At 42.4% G+C, this 13,769-nt stretch carries 13 protein-coding genes; 12 read left to right on the forward strand and 1 reads right to left on the reverse strand.

Annotated features, from left to right (window positions below; genetic code table 11):
• Nucleotides 1-9 precede the first annotated feature (9 nt).
• From miaB to BHC43_RS04925, 12 genes are all read left to right on the forward strand, one after another.
• On the forward strand, nucleotides 10-1,338 hold the full coding sequence (gene miaB, locus BHC43_RS04870; RefSeq protein WP_100156665.1) for a tRNA (N6-isopentenyl adenosine(37)-C2)-methylthiotransferase MiaB: 1,329 nt from the start codon (nucleotides 10-12) through the stop codon (nucleotides 1,336-1,338).
• A gap of 202 nt (nucleotides 1,339-1,540) precedes the next feature.
• On the forward strand, nucleotides 1,541-2,854 hold the full coding sequence (locus tag BHC43_RS04875; protein WP_100141135.1) for an NCS2 family permease: 1,314 nt from the start codon (nucleotides 1,541-1,543) through the stop codon (nucleotides 2,852-2,854).
• Between the two features lie 125 nt (nucleotides 2,855-2,979).
• On the forward strand, nucleotides 2,980-3,543 hold the full coding sequence (locus BHC43_RS04880) for a beta-class carbonic anhydrase (RefSeq protein ID WP_100141136.1): 564 nt from the start codon (nucleotides 2,980-2,982) through the stop codon (nucleotides 3,541-3,543).
• Complete coding sequence (gene nadD / locus BHC43_RS04885; protein WP_100156666.1) at nucleotides 3,540-4,175, forward strand: nicotinate-nucleotide adenylyltransferase; 636 nt, start codon at nucleotides 3,540-3,542, stop codon at nucleotides 4,173-4,175. Before BHC43_RS04880 ends, nadD begins: the two co-directional genes overlap by 4 nt.
• A 63-nt stretch (nucleotides 4,176-4,238) precedes the next feature.
• Nucleotides 4,239-4,628, forward strand: a complete 390-nt coding sequence (rsfS, locus tag BHC43_RS04890; RefSeq protein ID WP_100141138.1) for a ribosome silencing factor — start codon at nucleotides 4,239-4,241, stop codon at nucleotides 4,626-4,628.
• 26 nt (nucleotides 4,629-4,654) lie between these two features.
• Entirely contained in the window at nucleotides 4,655-5,125 is a 471-nt protein-coding gene (gene rlmH / locus BHC43_RS04895; RefSeq protein ID WP_100156667.1) for a 23S rRNA (pseudouridine(1915)-N(3))-methyltransferase RlmH, read from the forward strand.
• A 211-nt stretch (nucleotides 5,126-5,336) separates the two neighbouring features.
• The gene (gene dxs / locus BHC43_RS04900) at nucleotides 5,337-7,217 is read left to right on the forward strand and encodes a 1-deoxy-D-xylulose-5-phosphate synthase (RefSeq protein ID WP_100156668.1); all 1,881 of its coding nucleotides are present in this window, start codon (nucleotides 5,337-5,339) and stop codon (nucleotides 7,215-7,217) included.
• A gap of 554 nt (nucleotides 7,218-7,771) precedes the next feature.
• Nucleotides 7,772-8,776, forward strand: a complete 1,005-nt coding sequence (dusB, locus tag BHC43_RS04905) for a tRNA dihydrouridine synthase DusB (protein ID WP_100156669.1) — start codon at nucleotides 7,772-7,774, stop codon at nucleotides 8,774-8,776.
• 31 nt (nucleotides 8,777-8,807) lie between these two features.
• The gene (locus tag BHC43_RS04910; RefSeq protein WP_100141142.1) at nucleotides 8,808-9,053 is read left to right on the forward strand and encodes a helix-turn-helix domain-containing protein; all 246 of its coding nucleotides are present in this window, start codon (nucleotides 8,808-8,810) and stop codon (nucleotides 9,051-9,053) included.
• Between the two features lie 32 nt (nucleotides 9,054-9,085).
• Nucleotides 9,086-10,660: a bifunctional phosphoribosylaminoimidazolecarboxamide formyltransferase/IMP cyclohydrolase gene (gene purH / locus BHC43_RS04915; protein WP_100156670.1), complete on the forward strand. Its 1,575-nt coding sequence runs from the start codon at nucleotides 9,086-9,088 to the stop codon at nucleotides 10,658-10,660.
• A gap of 75 nt (nucleotides 10,661-10,735) precedes the next feature.
• Entirely contained in the window at nucleotides 10,736-11,542 is an 807-nt protein-coding gene (locus tag BHC43_RS04920) for a sulfite exporter TauE/SafE family protein (RefSeq protein WP_100156671.1), read from the forward strand.
• A gap of 18 nt (nucleotides 11,543-11,560) precedes the next feature.
• Nucleotides 11,561-12,196, forward strand: coding sequence for an MBL fold metallo-hydrolase (locus BHC43_RS04925; protein WP_100141145.1), 636 nt, complete (start codon nucleotides 11,561-11,563; stop codon nucleotides 12,194-12,196).
• 150 nt (nucleotides 12,197-12,346) lie between these two features.
• On the opposite strand, the gene BHC43_RS04930 is transcribed toward BHC43_RS04925, so the two are convergent.
• Complete coding sequence (locus BHC43_RS04930) at nucleotides 12,347-13,633, reverse strand: AmpG family muropeptide MFS transporter (RefSeq protein ID WP_100156672.1); 1,287 nt, start codon at nucleotides 13,631-13,633, stop codon at nucleotides 12,347-12,349.
• Nucleotides 13,634-13,769: the final 136 nt, after the last annotated feature.

Below are 13,769 nucleotides of genomic sequence, written 5' to 3' on the forward strand. Positions count from 1 at the left end.
TTAGGTGTTATGAAAAAAGTATTTATACGAACCTTTGGTTGTCAAATGAATGAGTATGATAGCGAAAAAATGCTGTCTGTACTTGCGGAAGGACAATCTTTAGAGCGTACTGACAGAGCTGAAGATGCGGATATTATTCTGTTTAATACTTGCTCAGTACGGGAAAAAGCTCAGGAAAAAGTATTTTCAGATTTGGGACGTATTCGGCCGTTAAAGGCTAAAAATCCGAATTTAATCATCGGAGTGGGCGGCTGTGTGGCCTCTCAGGAAGGTGAGGCAATCATTCAGCGGGCGCCTTATGTAGATGTTGTTTTTGGACCGCAGACTTTGCACCGTTTGCCGCAAATGATTTTGGATAAGGAGACGAGTGGTCTTTCTCAGGTAGATATTTCTTTTCCTGAAATAGAAAAATTTGACCATTTGCCACCGGCACGTGTCGAGGGAGGAGCGGCTTTTGTTTCCATTATGGAAGGCTGTTCCAAATATTGTAGTTTCTGTGTTGTCCCTTACACGCGTGGTGAAGAGTTTTCTCGTCCATTGGAGGATGTGTTAACTGAAATTGCCGGACTGGCTCAACAAGGTGTTAAGGAAATTAACCTGCTAGGGCAGAATGTGAATGCTTATCGGGGCGATATGGGCAATGGTGAAATATGTGATTTTGCTACTTTGCTGCGTATTGTCCATGAGATACCTGGTATTGAGCGCATGCGTTTCACAACGAGCCATCCTCGTGAATTTTCTGACGCTATTATTGAGTGCTATCGGGACTTGCCAAAATTGGTATCGCATCTGCATTTGCCAGTACAGTCTGGTTCTGATCGTGTGCTAGCAGCAATGAAACGTGGCTATACTGCATTGGAATATAAACATATTATTCGTAAATTACGTGCTATACGTCCGGATTTATGTTTGAGCTCAGATTTTATTGTAGGATTTCCAGGTGAAACGGAACGAGAATTTGAGCAGACGTTGAAGCTGGTACAGGATCTGGCTTTTGATTTAAGTTTCGTCTTTATTTATAGTCCGCGGCCAGGTACGCCTGCGGCTAATTTGCCAGATGATACGCCACATACTGAAAAGGTACGTCGGTTGGAGGCTTTAAATGAAGTGATAGAGGCTGAAACGGGTCGTATTAATCAATCAATGCTTGGAAGTGTACAGCGCTGTCTGGTTGAAGGTGTCTCCAAAAAGGATCCAGATCAGTTGCAGGCTCGAACAGCTAATAACAGGGTGGTAAATTTTACCGGCCATCCACGTCTGATAAATCAAATGGTTGAGTTGGAAATTACTGAGGCACATACATTCTCGTTACGCGGAAAAATTGTTTTGGCCGAATGAATGATTCATTAGGAAAGCAGAGGAAAGCAAAGCGCTAATGAGGTTTGTAAATGCAGATCAATATGCATATAAATACAAACAAGAAGGCTGTATTGGTTATTCGATTAGCTGCAATATGGTAGTGTTTTTGTCCGGTTACCTATCTGTTTAATTGTGTTAGCCGGTTTTGTGTGGCCTTTTTTCGGTATTAAAAGGAATTGGCATGAGCCCAGTGGGTATTTCTTTTTTGGATCGTTTTTTTAAAATTAAAGAAAGTGGCAGTAGTGTGCGCACTGAGGTGCTAGCAGGCCTGACTACTTTTTTGGCAATGAGTTATATTTTGGTAGTCAACCCATCCATTCTGAAGGATGCAGGAATGGATTTCGGTGCCGTTTTTGTGGCTACCTGTATTTCCTCGGCATTTGCTTGCATGATGATGGGACTAATAGCAAATTATCCGATTGCTCTGGCACCGGGTATGGGACTGAATGCCTATTTTACCTATGCAGTAGTCAAAGGTATGGGTATTTCATGGCAAGTGGCGTTGGGCGCGGTTTTTGTTTCAGGTATTATTTTTATTATCCTGAGCTTATTTAAGGTACGCGAGGCAATAGTGAATTCTTTACCGAATTCGCTTAAGTTTTCCATTGGTGGGGGTATTGGGCTGTTTCTTGCTCTAGTAGCATTAAAAAGTGCCGGTGTTGTGGTTTCTAATCCGGCGACATTGGTTAGTTTGGGCGATATTCATTCACCTCAGGTATTGATGACAATTGTTGGGTTCTGCTTTATCGTCACATTGGAGCATTTTCGGGTACGTGGCGGGATTATTATTGGTATTTTAACCATTACGGCTGTGGCTTCGTTGATGGGTATCAATCAGTTTCAGGGTGTGTTTGCACCAGTACCTTCATTAGCTCCTACTTTCTTACAGCTGGATTTTCATGATTTATTTACCATGAGTCTGGTAAGTGTTATTTTTGTTTTTTTCTTTGTTGATCTATTTGACAGTACAGGGGTTCTGATTGGCGTAGCTGGTCGCGCAGGGTTGTTAGTAGACGGCAAGTTGCCACGGGTGAAAAAAGCATTGTTAGCTGATTCTACGGCCATTGTGGTGGGAGCTGGACTAGGTACTTCTTCTACTACGGCTTATGTGGAATCAGCAGCGGGTGCGGCTGCTGGCGGGCGCACAGGTTTAACGGCGGTTGTAGTAGGTATTTTGATGCTGGCAAGTTTATGGTTTTCTAAACTGGCTGCGAGTGTTCCTCCCTATGCGACTGCACCTGCATTGATGTATGTTGGCGTGCTGATGATGCGTAGTATGACTGAGATTGACTGGAAAGATGTTTCTGAAGCAGCGCCAGCATTTTTTACTCTGATTTTTATGCCTTTCGCTTATTCTATTGCGGATGGTATTGCCATGGGCTTTATCAGTTATGCACTGATTAAATTGTTCTGTGGTAGGGTTAAAGATGTATCTTACATGGTATGGATAATTGCGGTTTTATGGGCATTTAAACTGCTATGGCTTGGAGCATAATGTAGTTTGGTTGATAACAGGCAGCCGCTATGGCTGCCTGAATATTTTTAGCCGCAGGCTTGAATGCTGATTGTACCCGATATGATTCGTAATCACTGATTTATATAAATGATAATGGAGAAATGATGTCTTTAATTGATGAGATTATGGACTTTAATCAGAAATTTGTGGATGCTGAAGAATACGAGCAGTTTTTTACTGACAAATATCCAGAAAAAAATCTGGCCATTGTGTCTTGTATGGACGCAAGAATTCTGGATTTGCTGCCTCGGGCGCTAGGATTGAAAAATGGGGATGCCAAAGTGATTCGCAATGCCGGTGCTTTGGTTACTCATCCGTGGGGCTCAGTGATGCGCTCGTTGCTGGTGGCAGTCTTTGAAATGAACGTACACGAAATCATGGTAATTGGGCATTATGACTGTGGTATGCAGGAGTTACATGTACCAGATATGTTGGATCGTATGCGGGCACGTGGTATCAGTGATGAACGTTTGGAGATACTGGAGAATGCTGGTGTGGATTTTCATAAGTGGTTGACAGATTTTGATAGTGTGGAAGACGCGATTATGCATTCTGTTAATATGATACGTAAGCATCCGTTGATGCCGAGTGAAATAAAGGTACACGGTCTGGTGATCCATCCCATTACGGGAAAACTGAATATTGTGGTGAATGGAAATAAAGTATGAAACGAGTTGGTTTGTTTGGTGGTACGTTCGATCCACCACACAATGGCCATATTCATATTGCGCAGGCTTTTGCAGATGAATTAAAGCTGGATAATGTGATATTTATTCCGGCTGGTGATCCATATCATAAACTGAGACAGTCTAATTCAACCGCAGAACAACGGTTGTGCATGGTAGAGCAGGTAATTGCTATGGATAAACGTTTCAGTGTTTCTGATTGTGATGTGCGACGCAAAGGGCCTACCTATACGATTGATACGGTTTCTTTATTTCGACAGGTGTTTACACAGACACAGTTATGGTGGTTGCTGGGTATGGATTCATTATTACAATTGCCTAAATGGTATCGTTATCAGGCTTTATTGCAAAGTGTGAATCTAGCTATTGCTCAGCGTGGCGAACAAGGTTTAACTGAGTTGCCGAATGATTTACAGGGTTGGCTACCAGAAGCTTTGGCTAAGAATTTGATTGCACCAGACGGTGCGGATGGCGGTCGGGCTAAATTATTACAGGCATCATTTTTACCGGTAAGTTCCCATGAAATTCGTGCAGAATGGTCAAAAGGGAAGCATGATGATGTACCGGCTACGGTAGCCCAATATATCGACCAAGAAAACCTTTATCGGGCATAATTTGCCTGTTTTAATGCATTTTCGAGCAGGAAATGCTTTTTTATACATTAGGAAATAAACAGTATGGATGAAAATCTTATCGCTCAATGGGACAATATGGTTGCCATTTGCGTGGATGCACTTGAAGATATTAAAGGTAAAGATATTACTGTGTTGGATACTTCAGCACAAACTTCGCTGTTTTCGCGAATGATTATTGCCAGTGGTGACAGTACGCGTCAGGTAAAAGCGCTGGCTAACAATGTGGCTGTAGAATTAAAAGAAGCTGGTTATGAAATAATCAGTACTGAGGGGCTGGATAGTGGTGAATGGGCTCTGGTTGATGCAGGTGATCTTGTCGTACATGTAATGCAGCCAGCGGTGCGTGATTATTATGATATAGAAGCATTATGGGGTGGTGAGAAGCCTTCTTTTCATGCTGGCGCAGCTAAACCATGGCAGGCTGCTGATTGACAGATTCTAATGTTTTTTGTGATTGAATGAATATTACTATATTGGCTGTAGGAACGAAGATGCCGCAATGGGTGGATCATGCGGTGCGTGATTACAGCAAAAGATTTGGCCGAGAAATTCAGTTTCAGCTTAAAGAAATCAAACCTGAAAAACGAGGTGCCGGTGTTAATGCCGCGCAGGCTATGGCAGCTGAAGAACAGCGCATTGTTGCAGCCATACCCGCACATAGTTATCTGATTGTATTGGATGAGCGTGGTAAGGCACCCACTTCAATGGAACTGGCCGATAGTTTAAAAAAATGGCAACAGCAGGGCGACAATCTGTGTTTTATTATTGGTGGAGCTGATGGCATGACGACCAATTTGAAGCAGCGGGCAAATATGTTGATGCGATTGTCGAGCCTGACTTTACCACACGGTATGGTAAGGGTGTTGCTGACTGAGCAGCTATATCGTGCTCAGTCTATTCTGCATAATCATCCCTACCATCGTGAATAATTTCTTAAGGTAGTTACTGCCTCTTGTCGCAGAACTTATGTGACTCGAGGTGCTAATTATTTATAATTAATCTAGATAGAAATAATGTCCTGACATAGAATGAATACCCCCGAACAGGGGGTAGGCTAGTATATAATTGCGCTAGCAATCAGATTGCTAGTGCTAATAGCCTATATTGTCTGAATTTATTCATAATAAGTAAAGTCTGATCATGAATCCTACCCCTCTCCTTGATACAATTGATCTACCACAGGATTTGCGTCGTTTGCAAAAAAGCCAGTTACCCCAACTGGCAGATGAATTGCGTGCGTATTTGCTGGAATCAGTAAGCAAGACAGGGGGGCACTTTGCGAGTAATTTGGGTGCAGTTGAGTTAACTGTAGCCCTACACTATGTGTACCAGACGCCACAGGATCATTTGGTATGGGATGTGGGTCATCAGAGTTATCCGCATAAAATTTTGACCGGACGTAAAGGAAAAATGGCTACGATGCGCCAGTTTGGCGGTCTGGCTGGATTTCCGAAACGCAGTGAATCTGAATACGACGTATTTGGTGTAGGCCATTCTTCTACCTCTATCGGTGCGGCATTGGGTATGGCGGTGGCCGATAAATTGCAGCACAGAAACAATCGAAGTGTGGCGATTATTGGTGATGGTGCTATGACAGCAGGGCAGGCGTTTGAAGCGTTGAATAATGCTGGTGATATGGACGTGGATTTACTTGTTATTTTAAATGACAATGAGATGTCTATTTCTCCTAATGTTGGTGCTCTTCCGAAATATCTGGCCAGAAATCCTTTGCATGATGTTAAAGGACTGGTGAAATCAATCAAGCAAAAATCAGAAAAGGTTTTGGGTATGGTACCCGGGGCTCTAGATGTAGCGCAGCGGGTAGAAAACAAAATCAAAGGCCTAATTGAAGAAAGTACCACTTCGGAAACGCTGTCCTTATTCGATAATTTTGGCTTTACTTATTCCGGACCAGTTGATGGACATGATGTTATTCAGCTTGTAGATGTACTTCAGGATATGCGCAACCGGAAAGGGCCGCAATTATTGCATATCATTACCAAAAAAGGCCAAGGTTACAAACTGGCAGAAAATGATCCTGTAACTTTTCACGCAGTCAGTGCTTTTGATCCGGCTCAGGGCCTGTATTCATCTGGTGCAAATGCTTCTAATCCGACTTATACCCAGATATTCAGCCAATGGATAATTGATCAGGCAGCGGCAGATAAAAAACTGCTGGCTATTACCCCTGCTATGCGAGAAGGCAGTGGACTGGTGGAGTTTGCTCGTCGTTATCCAGAACGTTATTTTGATGTCGGAATTGCGGAGCAGCATGCAGTCACGTTTGCGGCAGGTCTGGCTTGTGAGCAAATGAAGCCGGTAGTAGCTATTTATTCCACTTTTCTACAACGTGCGTATGATCAGCTCATTCACGATGTTGCTTTGCAAAATTTACCAGTTTTGTTTGCCATTGACCGTGGCGGAATTGTAGGTGCTGATGGTCCGACACATGCAGGTGTTTATGATTTAAGCTACCTTCGTTGTGTGCCTAATTTGGTTATTGCCGTACCAAGCGATGAACATGAATGTCGTTTACTGCTATCTAGCTGTTACCAGCTCAATCAGCCAGCTGCTGTACGCTATCCTAGAGGGGCAGGTACAGGTGTACCAGCTGGTACGAATTTGGCAACTGTAGCAATTGGTAAGGGGGTAGTACGTCGTCAGGGGCAAAGGATTGCTTTAATTGCATTTGGAAGTATGGTATCAGCTGCTATGTGTGTAGCGGATGCTATCGATGCTACAGTGGCTGATATGCGGTTTGTTAAACCACTGGATACCGAACTTTTACTTCATCTGGCTGCTGAACATGATTATTTGGTGACCGTTGAAGAAAATAGTAGGATTGGTGGGGCTGGCAGTGCAGTGCTTGAAGTGCTGGCACAGCATAATTTAGTCAAACCGGTTCTCACACTGGGCATACCTGATATTGTAACTGAGCATGGTGATTCAGCTCAGCTATTAAACCAGATGGGACTGAGTGCTGCCAAAATTCAGCAACACATTCTTGATTGGGTCGTTTAGTTTTTAGCTAAAATTCTGGTTTAGGCTTGGTTTCAATGTTCTAAATCTTCTAAGCATATTTGACATAAATTCTTGTGGTTGCAGTTGCAAATTAAATAGAAACTAATCTAATAGCCAGAAAAAATTAGGTGTTATGCTTTTTTCAACATTATATTGATTCAATTGTTAATACATGATGATTTAGTTTAAAACCTATTTTCGTTGGACGTTTTCTTATATTGATTTTAGTCAGTTTTCAGTAGCTAATTTTAGTTATATGCGAATCAATTCAATAATTAAATCTGTTGTTCGTCAGTTATAATATTTCTTCATTAGCAGCTTTTTGGTCATTGCTGGTGTCTTTAGTTGGTTGAAAATTTAATTTAATATCCTACATAAAAACTTTGCTGTAATGGCTTCTGCTTAGAACGAAATTTCCATTTTACGAGTAGTAGAAAGGATGCAGCATAACCTCTCTTTGGTTAAATATTGGTATTTATATTTGGAGTGATTGCCTAAAAAATGTACAATAATTCACCTCTGAATATTGATTTCCCATAATTAGTCTACTGAATATGCAAATAGGTTGTTATCAGCTGACAGCCCCTGTTGCGTTGGCTCCCATGGCTGGTATAACTGATAAACCCTTTCGCCAGCTATGCCGCGAGTTCGGAGCCGGCTGGGCAGTCAGTGAAATGATTACCAGTGATCCAAGCTTGCAATATACTCGTAAAACTTTGCAGCGTGCCGATTATAAGGGTGAAAGCGGTATCAAGGTAGTTCAGATAGCTGGAAGTGAACCGCAGCAACTGGCAGAAGCTGCACGCTATAATGTTGCACGTGGTGCAGACGTCATTGATATCAATATGGGTTGTCCAGCCAAAAAGGTATGTAATGTACTGTCAGGCAGTGCTTTATTACAGAATGAATCATTGGTTGAAGCAATTTTACAGGCTGTAGTTAATGCAGTAGATGTGCCTGTAACTTTGAAAACAAGGCTTGGGTGGGATGATGAGCATCGCAATATACTAACCATTGCCCATCTGGCGCAAGAGGCAGGAATTGCCGCTCTGGCGGTACATGGCCGTACACGTACACAAATGTATCGTGGTGAAGCGAGTTATGATCTGATTGCTCAGATACGTCAGCAAATAAACCTGCCATTGTGGGTTAATGGAGATATAACCAGTCCACAAAAAGCCTTAAAAGTATGGCAGCAGACTGAGGCTGATGGCGTGATGGTGGGGCGCGCAGCTCAGGGGCAACCGTGGCTGTTTCGAGATCTTGTGCATTATCATCAGCATGGATGTTTGCCCCCCTCTTTGACGGTAGCGGAGCATGCACAGGTTATAGTAGGACATATTGTGGCTATGCATCAATTCTATGGTGATATAACGGGTGTCCGTATTGCCCGTAAGCATATTGGCTGGTACGTCGCTGCCTTACCGCAGGGCGAGCATTTTCGCAAGCAGGTCAATAGCGTGAACGATGCGAAGATTCAGTTACAGCTGATTAATGATTTTTTAGACAGGCAGGTAGCACAACTATCGGTATGGCCTTGCTCCTATCGGCAGCAGTAACTATTTGCCTTGTCATACGAGGATAATATAAATGAGTGAAGCACCCAAAGTAAGTATCGCTCAATGTATAGAGGTCAATGTAAGGCAATATTTTGCAGATCTGGATGGAGAAACACCTTGTGCTGTTTATGATATGGTGTTGCAGCAGATGGAATTACCATTGTTGCGTTGTGTGATGGATGTTTGTGAACACAACCAGACTCGCGCTGCACAAATTCTAGGTCTCAATCGCAATACTTTGCGAAAAAAATTAATGCAGTATCATTTGCTGGACTGAGGCAGTTTTAACTGAATACTAAGGGAGATGTTATGGTGGGAATCAAACGGGCACTGATAAGTGTGTCTGATAAAACTGGTGTGGTTGATTTTGCGCGTCAGTTAGTACAACTGGGCGTTGAATTACTGTCAACTGGAGGAACTGCCAGTCTATTGGCCAAAGAAAATATAGCGGTGACTGAAGTAGCAGACCATACTGGATTTCCGGAAATGCTGGATGGGCGAGTAAAGACACTACACCCTAAAATCCATGGTGGTATTCTGGCACGGCGTGATAATGCTAAACACATGAATCAGCTTGCAGCACAAGCTATCGGAACCATAGATCTTGTATGTGTAAACCTGTACCCTTTTGCTGCAACTGTTGCGAAGCAGGATTGTACATTGGAAGACGCTATCGAAAATATCGATATCGGCGGTCCTGCAATGGTTCGCTCTGCCGCCAAAAACTGGCGTGATGTGGCTATTGTAACTGATAGTAATGATTATGCTGCTATAATCGATGAAATCAGAAAGCAAAGTGACCTGTCTGAGCAAACCCGATTTAATCTAGCACGCAAAGCTTTTGCGCATACAGCTCAATATGATGGCATGATTGCCAATTATCTGACACGCATTGACGATAAGAATTTATCTGGAATACCAGATTTACAAACCTTTTCCCAGCAATATAACCAAAGCTGGCTGAAAATTCAGGATTTACGCTATGGCGAAAATCCACATCAGCAGGCTGCCTTTTACCGAGAGTTGCAGCCTGCTGAAGGCAGTCTCGCTAAATATCAGCAATTGCAGGGAAAAGAATTATCTTACAACAATATTGCGGACGCCGATGCAGCATGGGAAACAGTCAAATCTTTTACTCAGCCGGCCTGTGTTATTGTCAAACATGCTAATCCTTGTGGCGTTGCCATAGCCAGTGACACTCTAACTGCTTACCAATTAGCGCTGGCGACCGATACAACCAGTGCATTTGGAGGAATTATTGCCTTCAATCGTGAAGTAGATGCGGCCACTGTAGAAGCCGTAACCGGTCAGTTCCTAGAAGTTTTATTGGCTCCTGCTTTCACAGACGAAGCCAAAGTCATCATAGCGGCCAAAAAGAATGTCCGAGTACTGGAAATTCCTTTGTCTGCCGGAGCAAATCAGTTTGAATTAAAACGTGTGGGTGGTGGTCTGCTGGTGCAGACACCTGACAGGCATTATATCGATGCAGGTGATTTAAAGGTCGTAACAGCAAGAGTACCCAGCGAACAGGAAATTAAAGACTTACTATTTGTATGGAATGTAGCTAAGTATGTGAAATCTAATGCTATTGTATTTGGTAAAAACGGGCAGACGTATGGTATCGGCGCAGGACAAATGAGCCGTGTCGATTCCACGCGAATTGCTGCGCGAAAAGCACAGGATGCTGGCTTCGAATTAAACGGTGCCTGTGCCGCTTCAGATGCTTTTTTTCCATTTAGAGACGGTGTGGATGTGATTGCTGCACAAGGTATCAAAGCCATTATCCAGCCCGGTGGTTCTGTTCGCGATGAAGAAGTAATAGCTGCTGCCAATGAACATGGAATTGCCATGGTGGTCACAGGTGTGCGCCACTTCCGCCATTAATTTTTTCCATGGCTTTGATACAAAAGCTACTATTTTTGTTTATCTTCTGACCAAAAATTGTAATTAAGCTAATTTATGGAACTGCTTACTTATTTATTAATAGGTGCTGTAGCAGGCTTCGCTGCTGGACTGTTTGGCGTTGGGGGTGGTTTGATTGTTGTACCTATTCTGTATATCGTCTTTATGCATGCAGGTTATGGTGAAGCGGTCACGATGCATCTGGCGCTGGGTACTTCTCTAGCAACCATCATGGTTACTTCTATTAGTTCCATGCTGGCGCATAACAAAAATCATGCAGTAATCTGGCCAGTTGTTGGGCGTTTAACACCTGGTCTTGTATTGGGTTCGTTTGGCGGTGCAGCCATCGCAGATGCATTATCAGGAGAAAAGCTTCAACTGGTTATTGGTATTTTTACCCTTATGGTTGGTATCAATATGTTTCGCACCGCCTGCAGTCAACAAAATTTACAGCAAACTCAGTTGGTTAATTCTCGCTGGCACTGGTTGGCAGGTGTAATCATCGGTATTGCGTCAGCTTTGTTTGGTATTGGCGGAGGCAGTCTAACTGTACCTTATCTAAATCGAAGCGGACTAGCTATGCAGCAAGCTATAGGTACTTCTGCCGCATGTGGTCTACCAATTGCGCTTGCAGGTGCCATAGGCTTTATGTTTTTTGGTGCCCATGAACAAATTCATATTGAACATACTATAGGATATGTTCATATTTATGCGTTTATTGGCATCAGTTTCATAAGTTTTATCACAGCCAGACAGGGTGCTAAAGTGGCGCATTATCTTTCACCTAGAAAGCTGAAAAAATGTTTTGCTTGTCTGCTGCTCTTCATGAGCCTGTATTTTTTAAGCAAAGCTGTATTGTTATAACTGATAAGCGAGGTAAAAATGGCTTTAAACGTGCAGATCTTACCCGTAACACCATTTCAACAGAATGCTGCATTATTATGGGATGATGTCAGCAAAGAAGCTGTATTAACAGATGTAGGTGGTGAAGCTGAACGCTTACTGGAGGCAGTTGAAACACATCAGCTGAACTTAAAAGCTATTTGGTTAACACATGGGCACCTTGACCATGCAAGCGGCGTAGAAGAATTAACTACCTTACAGCCGGTACCCGTTTTGGGGCCGCATCAAGCTGACAACTACTGGTTGCAGGCGTTGCCAGATGTGACTGCCAGTTATGGTTTTCCCATTAGTCAGCCATTTATACCAACACGCTGGTTAAAGGAAGGAGAAGCATTAAAAGTAGGTGAGCATACATTTATCGTTTTTCACATACCAGGCCACACTCCAGGCCATGTTGTATTTTACAGTCAGGCTAATAAGTTGCTGATAGCTGGTGATGTGTTATTTCGAGAATCTATCGGCCGTACAGATTTCCCTGGTGGTAATCATTCTGATCTAATCCGCGGTATTCAGGAAAAGCTATTATCTTTGCCTGATGATACCCGCGTATTACCAGGCCATGGCCCCATGACTACCATAGGTCACGAAAAGCAGCATAATCCATTTTTGCATTAATCTAACCAGCAGCCGTATTTTCTAATGAATTTATAATTTAGACAAAGTTTTTTCGCAAATAATATATAGAAATTTGGGTGAAAAACACTATCTATATGATATTAAATTGCTGCCGAATGAACTTTTTATCAAAATAAATCTTAGTTATGCTTAAATGCCTGTTACTTTTTTATTCCATGGTGCGACCTTCAACAACAGCAACATTCCTGGAATGGCCAGAAAAAAGCATAACCAGAAAAAGCTCACATAACCTAGCCAGTTTATCAAATATCCAGTAGTAGCATTAATCAATGTTCTAGGCACAGCTGCCAGACTAGTAAACAGTGCTAGTTGAGTAGCAGTATAAGCAGGATTAGTTTCTTTGGCCATGTAGGCTACAAATGCTGCCGTACCCAAACCTACACCAATAGCTTCAAATCCTATAACCAAAGCTAAAGTAAAAAGCTCTTTAGAACCAATATGGATAAAAGGTCCCTGACTGGCCAGCCAGGCAAATCCTAGGATAGAAAAAACCTGAACTAGACCGAATAACCATAGCGCCCGATTTATACCCAGCTTAATCATCCATATACCGCCAAGAATTCCGGCGATAATTGTTGGCCATAAGCCAGCATTTTTGGCTATCAGACCAATATCCATCTTACTAAAACCCATATCCATATAAAATGGTGTGGCCAGAGCGGTAGCCATACTGTCACCAAGCTTGTACAAAAAGATAAAAAACAGTACTAGTAAAGCACTTTTAACACCTTTTCGTGCAAAAAATTCTTTAAAAGGCTCAACTACAGTTTCTTTAAAAGTTTTGGGTACAGTTATCGGTAAAGTGGGTTCGTGAGCTAAAAATAAAGTCATAAATATACCCGGCAACATAAATAACGCAGTAATAGCAAATACTGTCGGCCAAGGATAGATATCTGCCAGAATAAGAGACACAGAGCCGGGTACAAGAGCCGCAATACGATAAGCATTTACATGGATTGCATTGCCCAGTCCTAGTTCACTATCAGGTAATATTTCTCGCCGGAATGCATCCAATACAATATCCTGACTGGCCGCAAAAAAAGCCACAAACAGAGATAAAATTTTAATGAGATTCATATTTTGCTGAGGACTGAGCAGCATATAACCGAGAATAGACAACAATAAAGCTGACTGTGTGACAAACATCCATCCACGCCGTCTTCCTAACCATGGAAATTGCACAGCATCCATTAGAGGGGACCATAAAAATTTCCATGTGAATGGCAGACCAATAATAGAAAACAATCCTATAGTCTTTAAATCCACACCTTCATTACGCAGCCAAGCAGGAACAAGATTTATCAGAAAGTACAGTGGCAAACCTGAACTGAAACCTGTAAACACACAGATCAGCATATGCTGACTAAAAATTCGCTGCCAGATAGATGGAGGCGATTGATGAGCGTTCTGAGTCATACAGCAATAATCCAACAGCAAATTACATATGTCTAAGAAAATGCATAAATCCGAATTATTTATGCAGAAGTATAAGTTTACTTAGCCAGCAAGCTGACAATTAAACGCTATTGTACGCCAGATTTAAACAAGCCAA

It is taken from the genome of Snodgrassella alvi (assembly GCF_002777855.1).
Classification (GTDB): Bacteria; Pseudomonadota; Gammaproteobacteria; order Burkholderiales; family Neisseriaceae; genus Snodgrassella; species Snodgrassella alvi_E.

Excerpts from the sequence above, each read along its gene's own strand:
- miaB (WP_100156665.1), top strand. The coding sequence starts at position 10 with ATGAAAAAAGTATTTATACGAACCTTTGGTTGTCAAATGAATGAGTAT.
- BHC43_RS04875 (WP_100141135.1), top strand. The coding sequence starts at position 1,541 with ATGAGCCCAGTGGGTATTTCTTTTTTGGATCGTTTTTTTAAAATTAAA.
- BHC43_RS04880 (WP_100141136.1), top strand. The coding sequence starts at position 2,980 with ATGTCTTTAATTGATGAGATTATGGACTTTAATCAGAAATTTGTGGAT.
- nadD (WP_100156666.1), top strand. The coding sequence starts at position 3,540 with ATGAAACGAGTTGGTTTGTTTGGTGGTACGTTCGATCCACCACACAAT.
- rsfS (WP_100141138.1), top strand. The coding sequence starts at position 4,239 with ATGGATGAAAATCTTATCGCTCAATGGGACAATATGGTTGCCATTTGC.
- rlmH (WP_100156667.1), top strand. The coding sequence starts at position 4,655 with ATGAATATTACTATATTGGCTGTAGGAACGAAGATGCCGCAATGGGTG.
- dxs (WP_100156668.1), top strand. The coding sequence starts at position 5,337 with ATGAATCCTACCCCTCTCCTTGATACAATTGATCTACCACAGGATTTG.
- dusB (WP_100156669.1), top strand. The coding sequence starts at position 7,772 with ATGCAAATAGGTTGTTATCAGCTGACAGCCCCTGTTGCGTTGGCTCCC.
- BHC43_RS04910 (WP_100141142.1), top strand. The coding sequence starts at position 8,808 with ATGAGTGAAGCACCCAAAGTAAGTATCGCTCAATGTATAGAGGTCAAT.
- purH (WP_100156670.1), top strand. The coding sequence starts at position 9,086 with ATGGTGGGAATCAAACGGGCACTGATAAGTGTGTCTGATAAAACTGGT.
- BHC43_RS04920 (WP_100156671.1), top strand. The coding sequence starts at position 10,736 with ATGGAACTGCTTACTTATTTATTAATAGGTGCTGTAGCAGGCTTCGCT.
- BHC43_RS04925 (WP_100141145.1), top strand. The coding sequence starts at position 11,561 with ATGGCTTTAAACGTGCAGATCTTACCCGTAACACCATTTCAACAGAAT.
- BHC43_RS04930 (WP_100156672.1), bottom strand. The coding sequence starts at position 13,633 with ATGACTCAGAACGCTCATCAATCGCCTCCATCTATCTGGCAGCGAATT.